Source organism: Rossellomorea sp. LjRoot5, assembly GCF_964253455.1.
Lineage (GTDB): Bacteria > Bacillota > Bacilli > Bacillales > Bacillaceae_B > Rossellomorea.
Genome location: NZ_CAXUQN020000001.1, coordinates 597,789 through 617,476, shown reverse-complemented (window position 1 = coordinate 617,476; position 19,688 = coordinate 597,789). Strand labels below are relative to the sequence as shown.

General features: G+C 42.6%; 18 protein-coding genes. All 18 read right to left on the bottom strand.

Features of this window, described 5'->3' with window-relative positions; genetic code table 11:
- Positions 1–7: 7 nt before the first annotated feature.
- The 18 genes from ACSQ2E_RS03005 to trxB all read right to left on the bottom strand — a co-directional run bounded on the left by ACSQ2E_RS03005 (position 8) and on the right by trxB (position 19,603).
- A complete protein-coding gene (locus tag ACSQ2E_RS03005) occupies positions 8–466 on the bottom strand; it encodes an 8-oxo-dGTP diphosphatase (protein WP_034764665.1) in 459 nt (152 codons plus the stop codon).
- Positions 467–896: 430 nt separating this feature from the next.
- Positions 897–1,613 (bottom strand): GDSL-type esterase/lipase family protein, encoded by a 717-nt coding sequence (locus tag ACSQ2E_RS03000; protein WP_435989285.1) that lies wholly within the window; start codon positions 1,611–1,613, stop codon positions 897–899.
- Between the two features lie 156 nt (positions 1,614–1,769).
- Positions 1,770–2,903 (bottom strand): NAD(P)H-dependent flavin oxidoreductase, encoded by a 1,134-nt coding sequence (locus tag ACSQ2E_RS02995; protein WP_435989284.1) that lies wholly within the window; start codon positions 2,901–2,903, stop codon positions 1,770–1,772.
- Between the two features lie 51 nt (positions 2,904–2,954).
- Positions 2,955–4,238 (bottom strand): MFS transporter, encoded by a 1,284-nt coding sequence (locus ACSQ2E_RS02990; RefSeq protein ID WP_435989283.1) that lies wholly within the window; start codon positions 4,236–4,238, stop codon positions 2,955–2,957.
- 86 nt (positions 4,239–4,324) lie between these two features.
- A complete protein-coding gene (locus ACSQ2E_RS02985; protein WP_435989282.1) occupies positions 4,325–4,729 on the bottom strand; it encodes a PaaI family thioesterase in 405 nt (134 codons plus the stop codon).
- Between the two features lie 17 nt (positions 4,730–4,746).
- Complete coding sequence (locus tag ACSQ2E_RS02980) at positions 4,747–5,529, bottom strand: enoyl-CoA hydratase/isomerase family protein (protein WP_435989281.1); 783 nt, start codon at positions 5,527–5,529, stop codon at positions 4,747–4,749.
- A gap of 27 nt (positions 5,530–5,556) precedes the next feature.
- A complete protein-coding gene (locus tag ACSQ2E_RS02975; RefSeq protein WP_435989280.1) occupies positions 5,557–6,720 on the bottom strand; it encodes a thiolase family protein in 1,164 nt (387 codons plus the stop codon).
- A gap of 22 nt (positions 6,721–6,742) precedes the next feature.
- Positions 6,743–7,930, bottom strand: a complete 1,188-nt coding sequence (locus tag ACSQ2E_RS02970) for a thiolase family protein (protein WP_435989279.1) — start codon at positions 7,928–7,930, stop codon at positions 6,743–6,745.
- A gap of 24 nt (positions 7,931–7,954) precedes the next feature.
- Positions 7,955–9,103, bottom strand: a complete 1,149-nt coding sequence (locus ACSQ2E_RS02965) for an acyl-CoA dehydrogenase family protein (protein ID WP_435989278.1) — start codon at positions 9,101–9,103, stop codon at positions 7,955–7,957.
- A gap of 17 nt (positions 9,104–9,120) precedes the next feature.
- Positions 9,121–9,975: a 3-hydroxyacyl-CoA dehydrogenase family protein gene (locus ACSQ2E_RS02960; RefSeq protein ID WP_435989277.1), complete on the bottom strand. Its 855-nt coding sequence runs from the start codon at positions 9,973–9,975 to the stop codon at positions 9,121–9,123.
- A gap of 39 nt (positions 9,976–10,014) precedes the next feature.
- Complete coding sequence (locus ACSQ2E_RS02955; RefSeq protein ID WP_435989276.1) at positions 10,015–10,896, bottom strand: 3-hydroxyacyl-CoA dehydrogenase family protein; 882 nt, start codon at positions 10,894–10,896, stop codon at positions 10,015–10,017.
- A complete protein-coding gene (locus ACSQ2E_RS02950) occupies positions 10,877–12,511 on the bottom strand; it encodes a long-chain-fatty-acid--CoA ligase (protein ID WP_435989275.1) in 1,635 nt (544 codons plus the stop codon). The genes ACSQ2E_RS02955 and ACSQ2E_RS02950 overlap by 20 nt, the downstream gene beginning before the upstream one ends.
- A 56-nt stretch (positions 12,512–12,567) precedes the next feature.
- Complete coding sequence (locus ACSQ2E_RS02945; RefSeq protein ID WP_435989274.1) at positions 12,568–13,716, bottom strand: acyl-CoA dehydrogenase family protein; 1,149 nt, start codon at positions 13,714–13,716, stop codon at positions 12,568–12,570.
- A 381-nt stretch (positions 13,717–14,097) separates the two neighbouring features.
- A complete protein-coding gene (locus ACSQ2E_RS02940; protein WP_435989273.1) occupies positions 14,098–15,528 on the bottom strand; it encodes a sigma-54 interaction domain-containing protein in 1,431 nt (476 codons plus the stop codon).
- Between the two features lie 195 nt (positions 15,529–15,723).
- Entirely contained in the window at positions 15,724–16,941 is a 1,218-nt protein-coding gene (gene lhgO, locus ACSQ2E_RS02935) for an L-2-hydroxyglutarate oxidase (protein WP_435989272.1), read from the bottom strand.
- Positions 16,942–16,968: 27 nt separating this feature from the next.
- Complete coding sequence (gene glaH, locus ACSQ2E_RS02930) at positions 16,969–17,904, bottom strand: glutarate dioxygenase GlaH (RefSeq protein ID WP_435989271.1); 936 nt, start codon at positions 17,902–17,904, stop codon at positions 16,969–16,971.
- 242 nt (positions 17,905–18,146) lie between these two features.
- Positions 18,147–18,485, bottom strand: a complete 339-nt coding sequence (locus ACSQ2E_RS02925) for a DUF3870 domain-containing protein (RefSeq protein ID WP_435989270.1) — start codon at positions 18,483–18,485, stop codon at positions 18,147–18,149.
- A 170-nt stretch (positions 18,486–18,655) separates the two neighbouring features.
- A complete protein-coding gene (gene trxB, locus ACSQ2E_RS02920) occupies positions 18,656–19,603 on the bottom strand; it encodes a thioredoxin-disulfide reductase (RefSeq protein ID WP_435989269.1) in 948 nt (315 codons plus the stop codon).
- Between the last annotated feature and the right edge of the window lie 85 nt (positions 19,604–19,688).

The following is a 19,688-nucleotide window of genomic DNA, read 5'->3' as shown; positions in this document are numbered from 1 at the left end:
TCGTTGTTTAACTTGGATCCAGTCGATATGATAATAATTTAAAATCTGGAGTATAGGTGAAGGTTCCATATATCGTATTCTTTCCGTGCAAAAGGTAGTCCAGAATATGATAATCCCCTTCAGCCATAGGCAAATTCTTGATGTCTTCAATAGGATGCCATTTGATCTTACCTTCTGCTGATTCTTGAAGATTGACTCCATCCGCCTCTGTTGCGAAGAAAGAGAACATCATCCACTCCGAAACGATTTGATCACCGTCTTTAATAATGAACGTAAAGACGCCTTTTAAATCAGGATTCTTTAAATAGATGCCCGTTTCCTCACGATACTCCCGGATGACGGCATCCCTGATCGATTCTCCGGACTCCATCTTTCCACCCGGGGCTACCCACCAGTTTCTTCTTGGCTTTTGGAGAAGGAGCACCTTGTCTCCATCCAGATATAAACAATTTGTGACACGTTGCACTACCTTCACCTCAATCTTGATGATTCGGGATCGATGAATGGATCAGTCCCGATTACAGTCAACTTCATTCCTTACATTATACTATGATTGAAGACAAGCTACAATGTCTCCGCCTGCCTGAAAACGTGTCGATTGAAATCGAAAGATATTGGGACAGGTTTTGACATGTTGAGGAGTCTGCAAATGATTGGTACAGGTATTCCCCAATCACTATAACAGAAAAAAAGGCAAAAAAAATAGACACAGGCGATTCCTGTGTCATCTACGGGATTTATTACTTAAAAGGGGGTCAATTTCTTATTATCTATATTACCCGAAAATTGTTTCACTAGTGTTACAACAGATTTAAAACGGTATTACGGAATTGTTAATGTTTCAATCGGAGATTCGCAAACCACCCCGAATTCCCCCGAACATTGTAAAAATAAAGTTAAAAGTCATAATTCTTCATAATTTGATCTGCCATTAATTCATATCCTTTTCCATTAGGATGCAGGGAGTCATGGAAATAGTTTTCTTTAGACTTTCCTTTAAATAGTGGATTGGTTGATACATATTTCACATTCTCATGTTTTTCTGCTTCCTTCTTCATTGACTTATTCCAATCATCCACATAAGCTTCAATTTTATCGCTGTCCTTGTCAGGATACGGATTATACAATCCCAACACGATGATATCCGCTTTTTTGCTCGCTGTCCCGACAATATTCAGGATCTTATCCAGATGATCGAGATAGTCCTTTTTCGCTTCCATTATTTCATCGTGGTGTAAAGGGAACAAGTCTCCACCATTGTTCTTGATTAGATCATTGGTTCCAATGTTGATGATATATACATCCGCTTCACTTAAATCCTCGGCAACCTCAGGCTTTACGATTTGTGCGAGTAATTGATCCGACTGCTGTCCCGGTATCCCAAGGTTTTGAAAGTTATACGACTTCTTGGTTTGTTCTTTATTTACTTTCTCTTCTAACCGCCCGATATAACCTGTTTCCTTCTTATCACCATAGCCGTAAGTGAGGGAATCCCCCAATGCAATCACCCGTTTTTTTGATGAGGACTCTGTCTCATCTGCAAAAAAACTGAAGTAGACGACAGGAATAAGAGCAAACAGTACGACAACCCCTGCGATTTTTAACATTTTCATTATTGATCCGACCTTCCGAAATAAACTGAGATGACTTTCATAATAGTCGTTATTCCCTGTTGGAGGGGTTATAACCCTGTATATTTATGGAAATTAGTTGCCGGTTTGGGGTGCAGAAGAAGTGAAGAGGGACGGACCTCTGGATTATAGGTGTGTCTATGTATCACTCCAAATATTTCTCATCCTGTCCGTTGTTTGTCTTCCTTCACCTACCACCTCTGAAATGATTTCTTTTACAGTTTGAATTTCCCGGATTCTTGCTACGGATTGACCACATGAAAAAACACCCGCATCGAGGTCTCCTTCGTTGAAGACCTTTGCCGACCTCTTGCCTGAAATAAAAGGTAAGAGTTCCTCCAATGTAGCTCCTCTACTTTCTGCATCCAGCACTTTAAGAGCAATCGCATTTCTGCCCACTCTCGAAGTTGAACCAATTGATTTCTGAATCAATGCCGTATCTATTTCTGATGCTTGTACCATCCATCTCTTCACATTGTCGTGGACCATTGCTTCTTGAGATGCTAAAAATCTCGTACCCATTACTATACCTTCTGCCCCTAAAGCAAGCATCGCAGCCAATCCGCGTCCATCTGCGATCCCACCTCCTGCAAGAACCGGAATAGAAACTGCATCCACTGTCTGGGGAACTAAAACGATATTCCCCACATCTTCCATCCCTGGATGACCCCCAGCTTCAAATCCCACTACAGTTACTGCATCGCATCCTACCCTCTCGGCTGTCTTGGCATATTTTACTCCTGCGACTTTATGGATAACGATTACGTTATTATCTTTTAATATCTTCATATAAGGTTCAGGATTTCTGCCCGAGGTCTCCACAATCCGTATCCCTTCATCCAGCAATACATCTATATATGCCTCGTTTGGCATTTTTTTCACGCTGGGAAATAAATTGATATTTACGCCAATCGGTTTTTTTGTTAATTTTCTTGCTTTTCTTATTTCATGACGCAGTTCCTCCGCCGTTTCAAAAGTGGCAGAGGTCATTATCCCAAGCCCTCCCGCCTCTGAAACAGCAGCTACTAAAGGAGCACGCCCAATTCTGTATAAACCACCACAAATAACTGGATATTGAATTTTCAGTAGTTCTGTAATACGTGTTTTCATATTTTCCTCCTCCAAACTTTTAATTCGGTTTGCAACCATTCCTCTACTTTCGCAATTCACAATAACCAGTCTAAAAAAGAAGATGCATGCCCTATCCAAAGGCATGCAACCAGGGTAGACAACAGAATGGGAAACATCTAAAGAAAAGTTATTAACATTCACATGCTCTTCTACTTTTGCCGTTGGTTAAAAAAGTAGTGGGGGAAATCGTCGTCACGAATACTTAATATTAGAATTTTCAGATAAATCATCATGCAGTTCAACCTTATTTTTCGCTATAGACGGTTTAACAAAAAGAGCAAATAATATACCAAAAATCAGAACAAGAAAGGCCATTGACATAATAGATAAGTTATAACCTGCAATTTTATTTGCTCCAGCCAATCCAACTATATAACCAGTTAAAATCGGAGCAATGATTCCTGCGACATTACCTGAAGAAGTTAAAATACTTGTCATCAATGCACCACGTTCTGGCCACTCATTAATCATAATGGTTGGTCCAATCGGTAAAATAGAATAGGTTAACCCTTTAGCTAAACACATGGCGATGATGACCCATAACGGATTTTGAAAAATAGTAATGGATGCCAATAAGAGAGATCCCAGTATCATCGCTCCAGCAACTACAAAAATCCTTGATACACGCCAGTTTTCGCTTTTCTTAAATAAATAATCAGATAGCATTGAAACCCCTGTATATATAAAGACTGAAACAATTCCAATAACCGCCACACTGTATCCCATTTCTCCTGGAGACATTTTCACTGATTCTACTAGATAAATAGGTAGCCAGACAGAAAACCAGACAACAAGGATATATGTGGAAAAATACGCTAATGTCGTAAATAAAGCTGAATGAGAACCAAGAAGCTTTAAGAAATCTTTTACATTTATTTTCCCCAGCTTTTCTTTCTTTTTCTTCTGAACCTCCTGATATTTTTTAACAGGACTTTCCTTCGTGAAAAATTGAAATAAGAAGAACCATACAATACTTGCCAGACCGAGACAGGCAAAAGCTGCCTTCCATCCTAATATAGTAATCAATGCCACCAGCAGCGGTGCAACAATCATTGCTCCGACAGTTCCACCAGCAACTACAACAGAGTTTGCAAATCCTCTTTGTTTTGCCGGGAACCATTTATCTGCATGATTGTAGGCAACTGGACTAAATGGGCCTTCGAATGCCCCCAATAAAACCCGGTATACAACCAATAGTGGTAAAGCAGCAATCGCTAAGACACCAAATTGCAGGATGGCCCATGTTAACATTAATAATCCAAGGACTTTTTTTGCTCCAATTCGATCTGCCCATGCAGCTCCAAAAATTCCGGTTACAGGGTAAAGCCAGTAATAACTGCTTCCTACAAGCCCCCACTCTGCATAGGATAAATCCAGTTCTTTCATGATGGAAAGTGCCGCAAGCCCAATGATTGATTTATCAGCGAAATTAATCACTGCACCGAAAAATAACATTAGAAGAACAAACCACCGCATATGAATCCCTCTTTTCTTGGTTATTATTTATTAGGTTAAAAAAGGAGTTAGGAGTGGAAACGATTACTAATATAATGAACAAAAAATCACTTCTCCCGAACCAGCTTGAACGTCCCCATTCCCTTTGCCAGAATATTACCTTGACTATCCTTAATTTCCCCTTCAGTGAAAGCAAGTTTATATCCTTGCTGAAGAACTTTGGCCTCTGCGAAGATTTCACCTTCTGAAATACTGGAAAGATAATGAACGGTTAAACTCGTTGTCACTACCTTTGCTTTCGTGACGGACCGCGTGACCATGCCGAGAATATAATCCAGCATAGTGGCATGAACACCCCCATGGAGGGTTCCGTTTATATTAAGCAAATAGTCTTTAATATCCAGCTTGATTTTCACATTTCCTTCTTCAAAATTCACGATTTCAAACCCTATATGGGAAAAAAACGGGTTATCTTTAAATTTTTCGCGGATATCCTCTATTGTAATTGGCAACTTCCGCCTCCCCCTTCTTATCTGCCTTGATACTCTGGTTTTCGTTTTTCCAGGAATGCCGTCGTTCCCTCTCTTTTGTCTTCTGAAGAAAAGAGGACGGCTTGAGCAAGCTTTTCGATCATCAACCCCGTCTTCATGTCCACGTCAGATCCCAGATTTACAGCAATCTTAGCCAACTTTACAGCTAAAGGGCCTTTTGACAGGATTTGACCCGCCACTTCTTCTACCTTTTCTTCAAGGTCTTCAGGCTTGGTTACTTCTGACACAAGACCAATTCGGCACGCCTCTTCGGCATCCATCACCTTACCCATTAATATCATTTCCAGTGCTTTTCCTTTTCCTACAATCCTGACTAGACGCTGCGTTCCTCCCGCACTGGGGATAATGGATAAATTAAGTTCCGGCAAACCAAGCTTGGCAGTGGTCGAGGCGACCCGTATGTCACATGCCATGGCTAATTCACATCCGCCGCCCAAAGCATACCCATTAATCATAGCAATAGTAGGCTTCTCGAAAGACTCTATTAAATTGTACACATCTTGCATTCCGCATGGACTTAATGCATCAAGCGCCGATTTTTCACGCAGCTGGCCAATATCAGCTCCGGCAGCGAACGATTTATCTCCTTGCCCTGTAAAGACCAGACACGCTACTGTTTCATCTTTCCTTATTTCTTCTAAAGCCTCTGTTATTTCTCCTAATGTTTCCTTCGTCAGAGCATTTCTCTGTTCAGGACGATTGATTACGATATAAGCGAGCTGTCCTTTTTTAATCACGTCTATATTTGCAAATGTAAACATACCTATATCCCTCCATTCTTCATTTCTCTACCGTTCAAGTATTAAAGCAATGCCTTGTCCTCCGCCTATACAAGCTGCTGCAAGAGCACGTTTTGCATCACGTCTTTCCATTTCATATATTAACTTTGTAATGAGCATGGCCCCGGTTGCTGCGATGGGATGACCGTGAGCAATGGCCCCTCCATTTACATTAACCTTTTTCATGTCCATGGATAGTTCCCGCTGACAAGCAAGCACCTGAGCAGCGAACGCCTCATTAAACTCAATTAAATCGAAATCAAGAAGAGATAGACCTGTTCTTCGAAGTACTTTTTGAACAGCAGGGACTGGACCAATTCCCATTGTATTTGGGTCCACTCCCGCAACTGCCCACTCCTTCACTTTCGCTAATACGGCTATTCCTTTTTCATTTGCCCGATCCTCTGACATAAGAACAACAGCTGATGCCCCGTCATTGACACCAGAAGAATTCCCGGCTGTTACACTTCCCCCTTTTTTAAATACGGGAGAAAGCTTTGATAAATCTTCTAATGTCGTATTCGGACGAACATGTTCATCTTGATTGAAAGAATAGGATTCTCCTTTTCTATTCGTAATAGAAATTGGGACAATCTGTTCCTTGAAATACCCACTATTGATCGCTTTGGCCATCTTTTGTTGGCTTTCATATGCAAATGAATCCTGTTCCTCCCTCGTTACTTCATACTTTTCAGCTAAGTTTTCCGCTGTTATTCCCATAGGAGGATCACCGATACGATCTGGTGAAAGTTTTCTTTTTACAAATTGAGGAGGCATTCGATCATAGGGTCTACTTTGGGGTGCAAGTAAATATGGTGACCGTGACATGCTTTCGGAGCCACCTGCAAGAAAGACCTCTCCACGACCTGCCCGGATTTGATCAGCAGCAAGACCTATACTATTAATTCCTGAACCACATTGACGATCAATGGTCATGCCGGGTATGGAAAGAGGTAAATCAGCTTCAAGCAGTGTCAGCCTGGCCATATTCCCTCCCCCAGCCAGACAGTTTCCAAAGATGACATCATCAATGTCCTCTGCTCTTATATGTGCACGCTGAATCGCTTCCTTCATCACAGCAGCTCCATACATGGAAGGATCCATATTAGCGAGAGTCCCTCCTTGTTTGGCAATGGCGGTCCGAACGGCGGATACAATAACAGGCTGTTTCATAACATCCTCTCCTTATTTAAATCTATAAAATGGTTTCAAGCATAATCGCCATGCCTTGCCCACCACCCACACAAAGGGTAGCAATCCCATACCTTTCTTGTCTGCGTACCATCTCGTGTAATAAGGTAGTGACTATCCGGGCTCCAGTTGCTCCAACAGGGTGACCAAGGGCAATCGCGCCTCCATTTACATTCACTTTATTAACATTCAGACTCAGCTCTCGAATGACAGCCAATGCTTGAGAAGCAAAAGCTTCATTCAGCTCAAAAAGCCCGATATCCTCTATTGTCTTCCCTGTTCTTTGCAGTAATTTCTTTACCGCCGGCACCGGTCCAATCCCCATGACTTCTGGTGAAACTCCCGTGGTGGCCCAGTCTACTATCCTTACTAGTGGCTTACTCTTTAATCGTTCAGCTTCACTTCTTTTCATTAATACTAATGCAGAAGCTCCGTCATTTCGTCCGCAGGCATTACCTGCTGTAACCGTTCCACTTTCCTTGAAAGCGGGCTTTAAACCCGACAGTTTTTCAATCGTTGTTTCAGGACGGGGATGTTCGTCTCGATCGATTGTAACCATTCCCTTTTTTTGTTGGATCATTACCGGGACGACTTCATCTTTGAAAGTTCCATTTCCCATAGCTTTTGCAGCTCTTTGTTGACTCTCTACTGCAAAAGTGTCCTGATCTTCTCTTGAGATCTCATATCTTTCAGCTACATTTTCCGCTGTGATTCCCATTCCCAAATGATGTCCATATAATTCTTGTGGTTGCTGACCGTTTTCTTTGTTTGAATCTACTAGAATTGACCGATCTCCTCCAAAGCGCGCATTCCTTAAATAAAGGGGGGCTCGACTCATACTTTCTGTTCCCCCAGCCACAATGATTGTTCCTTGGTTGGAGTCTATCTGCTGTACAGCTGAGGTAATGGCCTGCATGCCGGACGCACATAATCGGTTGACTGTAAATGCTGGTGAAGTGGCCGGTATCCCTGCCCTTAATGCCGCTACTCTGGCAACATTCGATGATTCCGTTGATTGTCTTACTTCTCCTAAAATGACTTCACTTACTTGTTCAGCCGCTATGTTCGCGTTTTTTACTGCCTCTTCTATAACAAGACTCGCTAAATGACCGGAGCTGATTTCTTTTAAAGCACCTCCATAGCGGCCGATCGGCGTCCGGACAGCGCTTACAATGACGATTTCCTCTCGCATCTTTTTCCTCCCACCCTGCTCTCGTCAGCTATACTCTTTCTTTAATTGCCCAGCTATGATGTTTTTCTGTATTTCAGATGTTCCTTCATATATCCTTGTGATTCTGGCATCCCTGAAAAAACGCTCAATCGGATAATCTGCAATATACCCGATGCCTCCGTGAACTTGAACAGCTTTATCTGCTACACGGTTGTATACTTCTGAACCAAATAGTTTCAGCATAGCCGCTTCTTTTATCACTTTCATTCCTTCATCGACCATCCATGCTACCTTGTATGTAAATGACCTTAGTGACTCAACATCTACTGCCATTTCAGCAATCATATGAGACACAGCTTGATGTTCGAAGATCGGGACATCAAATTGAATTCGTTCTTGCGCGTATGTTGCAGTTAAATCCAGAAGTTTCTGGCACGAACCAAGATTGCGCGCTGCCAATCCGGCACGCCCGTTTGCCAGTATCTTTAGTGCGTTGACATATCCCTGTCCTTCTTCTCCCAATACGTTTTCAACAGGCACTTCACAATCTTCTAAAATGATTTCAGCTGAATGGGATCCCCTGAGCCCCATCTTCCGCTCCACTGCCCCGACGTGAAACCCCGGGAAATCTTTTTCTATAATGAAGGATGTAATACCCTTTGCACCCTTTTCCGGATCTGTCACAGCCATCACTGTGAATATATCTGCTTCTGTCGCGTTTGTAATATAATGCTTCGTACCGTTTAAGATGTATTTGTCTCCCTTTTTTACAGCCGATGTTTTTAGATTCGTGGCATGAGAACCTGCACCAGGCTCAGTCAACGCAAACGCCCCGATTTTTTCACCCCTGGCCATGGCAGGCAAATACTTACGCTTTTGTTGCTCGTTGCCCATTTCTACAATACCGACCGTCCCGATCCCCGTATGTGCCCCAATCAGAGTGGTATAACCGTTGTGCGTAGCTCCGATCTCCTCATACAGTGCACATTTTCCCACCATCCCGATTCCAAGCCCCTCATAGGCTTCCGGAATGCTTAATCCGAACAGGCCCAATTCTTTTGACATTTCTTTAATCCGGTCGGGGATTTTATCCTCTTGTTCGATCTGCATTGCCACAGCCTCTACCTCTGTTTGGACAAAATCACGTACACCTTTTTTCAAAAATTGAATGTCTTCGCTTAGACGAAAGTCCATCCTGTTCACCTCTTTCACTATTGTTTGCTATATTCGTAGAAACCTCTGCCTGTTTTCCTGCCTAATCTTCCCGCTTTCACGTACTTTGTAAGAATAGGGCAGGGACGATAGGTTTCACCGAGTGTCTTATAGAGATACTCCATATTACGGAGCCTCGTATCCAATCCGACTAAATCCGCTAACTCCAAAGGCCCCATGGGATGATTCAGTCCCAGCTTCATCGCTTTATCGATGTCTTCGATACTCCCTACGCCTTCCATTACCATCTTCATCGCTTCGTTGCCGATCAGGCAATTCATGCGACTGACGGCAAAGCCGGGAAATTCGTTGATCCTGACACATTCTTTCCCAATGGTTTCTCCGAACTGAAAACTTTTAGCCACCGTTTCTTCGGAAGTTTCTAATCCACAGATCACTTCAATTAATTTCATTTTTGGAACGGGGTTAAAAAAGTGAAGGGCGATACATTGAGGTGGTCTGTTCGTTTGAGCTCCAATCTCTGTTGGACTCATGGTAGAAGTATTGGTTGCCAGGATGGCGTGCTTAGGAGCGTATTCATCCAATTGCTTAAAAATCCCGACCTTCAGTTCCATTACTTCAAGAACCGCTTCAATGACTAAATCTGCTTGCTCAACCGCTTCCTGAAGTTGTCTCGTATATATAATGTTTTCGCCATAAGCGTTTGCTTGTTCGACTGTCAGGAATTCTTTTTGTACTGCTTTTTGAAATTGGCTGTCTATATACTCTTTGCATGCTTCAAGGGTATGAGAATGAATATCCTGTACGGTAACCGATAGGCCGGATGCTGCGCACGTGTAAGCGATCCCCCGCCCCATCGTGCCCGCACCGATGATGGCTACCTTCTTGATCATGTTCACGCCCCCTTTCCGTTTTTGACTTCTTCTTCGGGCTTATACCCGGACGTCAGAATGGTCGTAGGTGTAAAATCCTTTTCCTGTTTTCCGTCCCAATTCCCCTTTATGGACTTTGTCCTCCACGATTTGAGCCGGCTTGTCGGCTTCATTCCCACTTTCTTGATATCGTTGCATCCGCACAAAGTAATTTACATCAATGCCTGTCAAATCCATGAGGGCAAAAGGGCCAATCGGATGGTTTAACGCTTTTGTACATACCAGATCGATTTCTTCATGATCTGCATATCCGTTTTCCAGTAAATACACGGCTTCATCCATTAATTTCCCCAGGATCCGGTTGGCAATAAATCCTGAAATCTCTTTTTTCAGAAGAACAGGTACTTTTTGAATCTTTTTGACTACCTCCACTGCAAGTTCCGCTGTCTCATCAGATGTATGAGGTCCCCGTACCACTTCGACCAGTTCCATCACAAGGGCCGGATTGAAAAAATGTACGTTGCATACTTTTTCAGGTCTGTCCGTCACATCGGCGATCTTCGAACTGACAATGGTGGAGCTGTTCGTTGCCAGGATGGCATGCTTCGGGACAATCTGATCCAGTTTTGCAAAGAGTTCCCGTTTAGCCTCTAACTTCTCGACGATTGCTTCAATCACAAAATCCGCCTGCTGAAGATCTTCCAAAGAAGAAGAAAACATCATTCGGCTAAAGGCGTCCGCCACCTCTTTTTCTGTTAATCTACCTTTTTGGATCCTTCTATCCATATGACCTTGCAGAGAGTGTTTGGCCTTTGTCAGACTCTCATCACTCACGTCATGGAGAATAACCGAATACCCGCCCAAGGCACACACCATGGCAATTTGTGATCCCATTGCGCCAGATCCGACGACACCTATTGTTTTAATCTCGCTCATTTGCACGCTTACTCTCCTCCTTATTCCGTTCCTCTTGAACCAACAGCCTCTTTAACAGCTTCCCGACTGTATTCCGAGGGAGCGACTCCCTTATTTCAAACTCCTTTGGCACTTTATAACGTGTTAACTTCATATAACAATGACCTTTGATTTCTTCTAAATCCACTTGACAATCATCTTTTGGAACAATGTATGCCTTTACAATTTCTCCGTTTGTTTGATCCGGAATTCCAACCACAGCCGCTTCCTTCACATGTGGATGTTCATACAGGATACTCTCTACTTCCTGGGGATAAATGTTGAACCCGCCTACAATCACCATTTCTTTCTTTCTTCCGACAATGTAAAAGTAACCCTCTTCATCCATCGTGGCCAGATCCCCTGTGAAGAGCCATCCGTCCCGTAAGGAGCGACTCGTTTCCTTCTCATTGTTCCAATAGCCTTTCATGATTTGGGGTCCTTTAATGAGCAATTCCCCCACACAATTGGCCGGCAATTCCTGCCCATTCTGATCCACGATCATACAATCTGTACCTGGCACCGGGATTCCGATACTCCCTATCTTCCTTACACCGGTAGTGGGATTGCGATGAGTGGATGGAGACGCTTCAGATAAGCCAAATCCTTCTAATATGGCTGATCCCGTTAAATACTCAAAACGTTTAATAATTTCAATGGGAAGAGGTGCCGACCCACAGGAACACATTTTTATACAATCCAGCCCGTAGTCCTCTACTCCAGGATGATTCACAAATGCACTGTACATTTTGGGAACCCCGGGAAAGTAAGTAGGGCGGTATTCACGAATATTGTCCAACACATTCTCTATTTCAAATTTCTTGATCAGCAGCAATGTCCCCCCGATGTACAAACCAAGGTTCATGGCGCTTGTCATGGCATACACATGATACAGTGGTGTCGCAGTCAATACGACTTCCTCTCCCAGGAGCATGTTCCCCCCATACATATATTGACTTTGAACGACATTGGCAATCAGGTTGTAGTGGGTCAGAACCGCTCCCTTCATCTTACCGGTCGTCCCTCCGGTGTACTGGATAACCGCTACATCCTCATGTACAGATACAGGTGCGGGCTTATCCAGAGAATGGGAGGAATGTTTTAACTCTTCTAAGCTGTGAAACCCGGATCCTTCACTACCTTTTTCCGCTTGTGAGACAAAGACATGCCGGAACGGATAGATTCCGGATACTTCCTTAACAGCTTGGATTGCCCCCGGATCCACGACTAGATAGGTTACATGAGAATCGCTTGCCAGTTGAAGGAGTTCTCTGGCCGTATACATTGGATTAATCTGCACGACGACCAGCCCAAGTGCCTGAGCAGCGTAATAGGAAGTGATATAATCTGGATGATTCGAGAGCATGAGGCCGATCCTTTCCCCTTTGCTTGCCCCCAGTCTTCTCCAGGATGCCGCCAAGCGATCCACTCCATCCTTTAATTCACGATAGGTCATCTTTTGATGTTCATAAATAATGGCTGTACGCTTTCCGTATAGTTCCGCTGACTTCTCCAAAATGCTATACAGGGGAATTTCCGGAACTTGAAAATCCTTATTGGTTGGATAAAATTTACTCCACGGCCGATCTAATAAGTTATGCAAAGAGATTTCACCTTCCTCTTTCATTCAGTTCTATACCTTATAGAGACTGGCTTTTTCTAACTCTCCTGTAAAACGTTACGGGCAATGATCAAACGTTGAATTTCATTTGTTCCTTCATAAATTTTTGTAATCCTTGCATCTCTATAAAAACGTTCCACCGGATAGTCGGATACGTATCCCATCCCTCCGTGGATCTGTACGGCTTTGTCGGCTACTCTGTTAAATACGTCCGATGCAAATAATTTTGCCATCGAGGCCTCTTTCACCACTTTTTTGCCTTCATCAATCTTTTGTGCTGCCATCATAGTCAACGTCCTTGCCGCTTCCGTTTCTGTTGCCATGTCTGCGAGCATCCATTGAATCGCTTGATTATCAGCGATCGGCTTACCGAACTGAATCCGCTCTTTGGCATACCCCGCTGATAATTCAATTAACTTATCACATGATCCGACTGCTCTGGCGGCTAAACCAACGCGGCCTTCTCCCAGTATTTTAAGCGCTGATATATATCCCATCCCTACTTCGCCGATGACATTTTCTTCGGGGATGATACAGTCTTCAAAGATAATTTGAGACGTATATGAACCTCTCAGACCCATCTTTTTGTCTTTTTTCCCAATGATCAACCCAGGGAAATCCTTTTCCAATAAGAAAGCGGTTATTCCGCCTTTTGCTCCCTTATCTTTGTCCGTTAAAGCAAATACGGTAAATACATCGGCAATCGGACCGTTGGTAATGAAATGTTTGGTGCCGTTCATTACCCAATAATCGCCTTTCTTCTCTGCCCTCGTCGCTAAATTCGTCGCATCTGATCCCGCACCGGGTTCTGATAAGGCAAATGCACCGATCTTATTGCCCGCAGCCATGTCAGGTAAATATTTATTCTTCAAATACTCTGATGCTAATTTCACAAGTCCCGTGCTCCCAATACCTGTATGCGCGCTTATTAAGGAAACAAACCCGTTATGAGTCCTTCCCAATTGCTCAAGAACATTGGCCTTTTCTACTGTATTTAATCCGATTCCACCGTACTCCTCGGGAATGCTGATCCCAAACAGACCCAACTCCTTCGCCTTTTCTACTAAATGATCGGGAATCGCGTCTTCTTCTTCGATTTGCTGTGCATATGGTTCCACTTCTTTTTCTACAAAATTACGAATCATACTTTTCATTTGCTGCATTTCTTCTGTTAATGCTACCGTCATTGGTCATCTTCCTTCCTCAACAAGTTTTCACTAATTGTTATTGCAAGAAGTGTGCCAACTTATGAAATCATTGAGCCGGGCGGTTTCTTTGAATGTACAGAAGAGAGAGCATTCATTTTTGAATCAAAATGTCCAATATGGAGGGGATAGTGCCGTTTTTCTGATTCAAATTTGAATCAGGTGATTTATTTTTGAATCGAGGAGTTGCCATTTATAAAAATAGACCAATTCAAAGGACCCTACTCGGTCTTTGATTGGTCTTTTACCTTTTAGAAAGATGGTTAGCGAGTTCTGATTGTAATCCTGGCTCTCACTAATGCCCAATGCGATTTTGATAAATCATTGGGGACGTAAACGGAAGACTGAGCCTTATGGAATGTTTTATTCTCTTACATTCAATCTATATTTTTTTAATTTTCTTACTATTGTAGGTTGACTCGTCCCTAAGGTCTTTGCTATTTCGTATGTGGTATGACATGTTTTAACAGCAAGCGACAATACTTTTTCCTCAGCTATTTCTACCGCTTCTTTCAGTGTCATCAGCTCGGTGAATGCCAAACTTGAATTATGAGACTCTTTATATTCTATAGGAAGGTTTCTTACGGTTAATTCCTGTTCTTCCGTCGTCAGGACCATTCGTTCAATCAGATTGGATAGTTCCCTGACATTTCCAGGCCAATTGTAGCGGTAAAAGAATTCGTTCAGTTTTACATTGATTATTTTATCTTTTTCGTATTTGCGATTTGTCTGATGTAAAAACAGCTGAATCAGCGGCAATATATCATCTCTTCTCCCCTTCAATGGGGGAATCGCTATAGGGATGACGTTTAAGCGATAATACAAGTCTTCACGAAACTCACCATTTTGCACCATCTCTTTCAAATTACGATTCGTGGCGGCAATGATCCGTACATTCACTTTCTTTGATTTGGTGGCTCCCACGCGTCGTATCTCTTTTTCTTGAAGTGTCCTTAAGAGCTTCACTTGCAATGCTAACGATAATTCACCCACTTCATCCAGAAATAGAATCCCGTTATCTGCAAGCTCGAGCATTCCCGGCTTTCCATTGGAATTCGCTCCTGTAAATGCTCCACCTTCATATCCGAATAGCTCTGACTCTAAAAGATCGGGAGGAATGGCCCCACAATTAAGTTTAATGAACTCCCCCTGCTTAGCCCGTATACTTTGGCTATAAATAAATTTAGCCAATACATCTTTCCCTACACCCGTTTCACCTAAAATCAATACTGTGGCATCCACATCGGCAATGCGTTCTGCCATCTCAAAAATCAGTTTCATTTGATGGCTTGCAATCACGACATCTCCGGCTCTTTTGGTTACCCCTTTTAATCGTTCAATTTCCTTTTTGTAGCTATCATTTAATTCATTCGCCTTTTTTAATGCCGTTTGCAACTCATTCAGTTCCGATAAATCCCTTATGTTGGTGACTACTTTTTCTATGTCACCATCATCATTAATGACTGGATTACCCGTGATCAGAGTTTCTTTCCCTGAGTAATTATATTGAATTGTAGAAACCGATCGCTTTTGTTCGATTACCTTCTGTGTGACAGAACTCTTTAGAATTCCCCTTTTCATCAGTGCCTCCACACTTTTGCCTATATAGTATTCTTTTGGGATACCTGTAATCCGTTCTATTGCAGAGTTCGTTTTAAGGGTCACTCCATTTTTATCCGTAATGTAGATGACATCGTATGAGCTTTCAATAATCGCCTCTAGTTCACGATTCAACGTCCTTAGCTCTTTTAATTCCTGTGTGACTTGTTCTAATTCGGATAATTCGGTACTCACGACAACCCCACCTTTCAATTAACAAGTAAATTTCGATAAACTTAGTTGTATTTCTTCTTATTTCTCCAAAAATCCCGAAATACCTCCCCTATCTATCAATCTATGAGTAATGGCATATAGGAAGAAAGGATGAAGGCGGGAAAAAGAAACAGGACCCCGTTATATAAATAGGGCCCTGCGTTTAGGAGTTGCGGCTTAAGAATGGATAAATATCCTTGGACTCATTTCAAGTTCAGGGACTTTATCAGCAATAGCTTTTCCTATAGGTAAACATGCAGTAGCTGCCGGTGAGGGGGCATTGCAAACGTGAATGCTTCGTTTACCTGGAACAATGAAGAAATCGTCAACCAATGTTCCATCTGATTGAAGTGCCTGAGCTCTGACACCTGAAGAAGCTGGCACAAGATCTTTTTCCTGTACGGAAGGGATCAGCTCTTGAAGACTTTTGACAAATGCCTTTTTACTATAAGAACGCCACATTTCTTTGGCGCCTTCTTTCCAATACTTTGAGGCCAATTTCCAGAATCCTTTATACTTCATCACTTCAGAAAGGTCCTTCACATCGATATCTGTCTTTTTGTATCCTTCCCTTTTCAAACTAAGCACAGCATTCGGACCGGCTTCGATCCCGCCACCGATCATTCTTGTGAAATGGACGCCCAGAAATGGAAAGTCCGGATTAGGCACAGGATATATCAGGTTTTTTACAAGGTGATGCTTTTCAGGTATTAACTCGTAATATTCCCCACGAAACGGGACTATTTGCAAATCAATTTCGACTCCAGCCATTTTTGTCACCCGATCACTGTGCAAACCCGTGCAATTCACTACATACCTTGCCTGGAAAGTTTGATCGTTTGTCACAATTTCCACGTTCTGATCATGCTCAAGCACTTTTTTGACTTCTGTGTTTAAATGCAGTTCTGCCCCACGTTTTTCTAAGTATTGTACCATCCTCTCACACACTTGTTTGTAATCGACAATTCCAGCCTGTGGTACCTTTATCGCTTTTATCCCTTTCACATAAGGTTCTTCTTCCTTGATCTGTTCCTCACCTATAATAGAAATGTCCAGTCCGTTTGCCATCCCCCGGTGAAATAAATTTTCTAACAATGACAGTTCGGATTGTTTGGTAGCAACAATCACTTTTCCACATTGATCATAATCCACCCCATGTTCCCTGCAGAACTGAATCATCTGTCTACTGCCCTCGGTTGCAAACTTCGCCTTTAAGCTCCCAGGTTTGTAATAGATCCCTGAGTGGATCACGCCGCTGTTATTTCCCGTTTGATGCCTGGCCCAGCCGCTTTCTTTTTCTAACACAGCAAGATTCGCTTGAGGGAAACGCTTACTTAATGAGAAAGCCGTTGATAAACCAACAATGCCTCCTCCAATGACAATAATATCTTTCATCCTTTTCCCTCCTAGTGACAGCCACTCTTATACTTTTGCAAAGTAACCTCTTTGTCTTAATAATTCACGATATAAGTTTGGATTTTTCTCAAATGCCGCCCTTCCATGGAGCCAAAAGTGATTATTAATCATGACAATATCCCCTATTGGAAGAGGTAGCGCAATTGTAGCGGCACTATTCTCCATGGAGTCGGAAAGTTCTTTTAAATACGTTGCTTCTTCTAATGTTGCAGGATAAGCGAACTGATCAATGAAGCAGATGCAGGGCTTCCCATTTTGTTCATAGAAGGTTTGATTGTATATTGTTTTACTCACATTTTTACTTGAAGGCGCTTTGTATTCAATACGCGTCGTCGCCAAAGGATGGTTTGAGAATTTCTCTAAGTCCTCCCAGTCGTCCAAGTGCAGCAATCTTGACTCTCCCCCGACTGCATTTTCTTCGGCAAACTTCATCATCAACAACCAGTCTGTAGGCTCATCTACGAACGTTCCATCTGTATGCAACGTGAATAATCGATAGGCCTGACGTAAGTATGAATCACTGCTGTCCGTGTCTTTCACATTGAACCTTGCATAATAGGTGTTGGACATGGCATCAAAGTTGACTCCCCCTACTAGATGGGTAAGGGCTGTGGAGAATTTAACATAATCTTGATCAGACACCGTTTGGTTCTGCATTCCGATTGTGAATCCTCCGGATGTTCGATCATGTAAAATGGAGCGGATCGTCTCCACAAAGGTTTCACCTGCAATTTTCTGCAGCCGTTCTGCCAACACCAATCGCATATATGGGACATATTCCAACTGCTGCGCATTTACATCCTGATTCTGTTCCAAAAATGTGCGAAGTACCCCGTTACTCACTTCGATGGAGTAAAGCCGATGATGATAAGGATGCTCCTTCACCTCAAATGTATCGTATTGACCCGTAAAAGATTTTAAACCCTCTTGAATTACGTTCATGTTTTCTCCTCCTTTTTATTTAAGCAATAAAAATAGCCAGCTATATCAATCCTTGCACACACGTATGCAAAGAATATGATATAACTGGCTACGGCCTACTTACGGCTTCTGACAGGAAGTCCGATAGGCTTAACAGTTTATTTTAGTTATAGCTAGAGAAATAAATTACTGATCATGGAAGGGAAACCTTCCTAGGAGTAATCTGATAAATATAGTGTATTAGATGATAAGAATTTTGTCAATTATTTATTAGAAAATTCTAATTTTTCATTCTGGTTGATGTAAAGATATTGTTTATAAGCATCTTTTACTGCAGCAACCAATGCCGATTGGGCTTTCCCGTGATAATGTCCCTCAATCTCTTCAATGATAGGTTCAAGATCATCGAGTAAACTATGTCCCTTTAATAATTGATCCAGAAACTTTTGGGCATGACCGGTTGCAAGTGTGCAAGATGCATCTAAAATCACCCAATACTTTAAATCTGTCTCTAATGTCACTGTTAAAGTCTGATGAATATCACTTGCTGCCATCCCTTGTGGCAGCTTGGCATGACCAGCCAACATGACTGTTTTTTTCAAAGTGAGACCTCCTCGTTAGTGTGCTGAACAACATAAGTTCAAGTTTTCCATTATCTATATAAGGATTCGGCAATGTATTCTTAATTCCTTTATCTCTGGTAGAAAACTTAACAAACCAAAAGACAAAAAAGCCTTACAGAAGGTATTCCCTTCCGTAAGGCTTCGTTACATTAACCGTTTTTGACTTTTTCTTTTTGCTCTTCGATGTAGTGTTGAGCGGTTTGCGCGGCGATGCTGCCGTCACCTGTTGCTGTTACAATTTGGCGAAGTTGTTTTTCACGGACATCTCCGGCTGCAAAGATACCAGGTACCTTTGTTTCCATTTGTTCGTTTGTTTCGATGTATCCTTCAGAGTTGATGATTCCGAGGTTCGCGAATGGCTTCGTCAATGGAAGCATTCCGATATAAATGAAGACACCATCTGCCTGGAAGTCTGTTTCTTCTCCATTTTCAGTGGATACAAGGGTCACACTTCCGACTTTACCGTCTTTATCGTTGATTTCTTTTATTGTATGGTTCCAGATGAAATCAACTTTCTCGTTATCAAAGGCGCGCTGTTGCAGGATCTTTTGAGCACGGAGCTCATCGCGGCGGTGAACAATCGTCACTTTGTTAGCGAATCTTGTCAGGTAAACCCCTTCCTCGACGGCAGAGTCCCCTCCACCTACGACAACAAGGTCTTTTCCTTTAAAGAACGCTCCGTCGCACACGGCACAGTAAGATACTCCGCGTCCACCCAGTTCTTTTTCACCAGGGACACCGATTTTCTTGTATTCTGCACCCGTTGTGATGATCACGGCACGGGCCTTGAATTCTTTCGAACCGGTTTTGACGATTTTGAAATCCTCGCCGTCCACGATTTCCTTGATGTCTCCGTATGCGTATTCCGCACCGAATTTTTTCGCATGGTCGAACATTTTATTTGAAAGATCAGGTCCAAGAATATGGTCGAAGCCAGGATAGTTTTCTACTTCTTCCGTATTCGCCATTTGTCCGCCCGGCACTCCTCTTTCAAGCATAAGCGTTGAAAGGCTTGCACGTGACGTATAAACAGCTGCAGTCATTCCTGCAGGGCCTGCACCTACAATGATCACATCATACATTTTTTCTTCAGACATAATGACATTCTCCTTCCGAAACAATCGTAAGCACATTCTTCATTAAATACTATGGCCATAGGTTGTGATGGTGCTCATGACATCC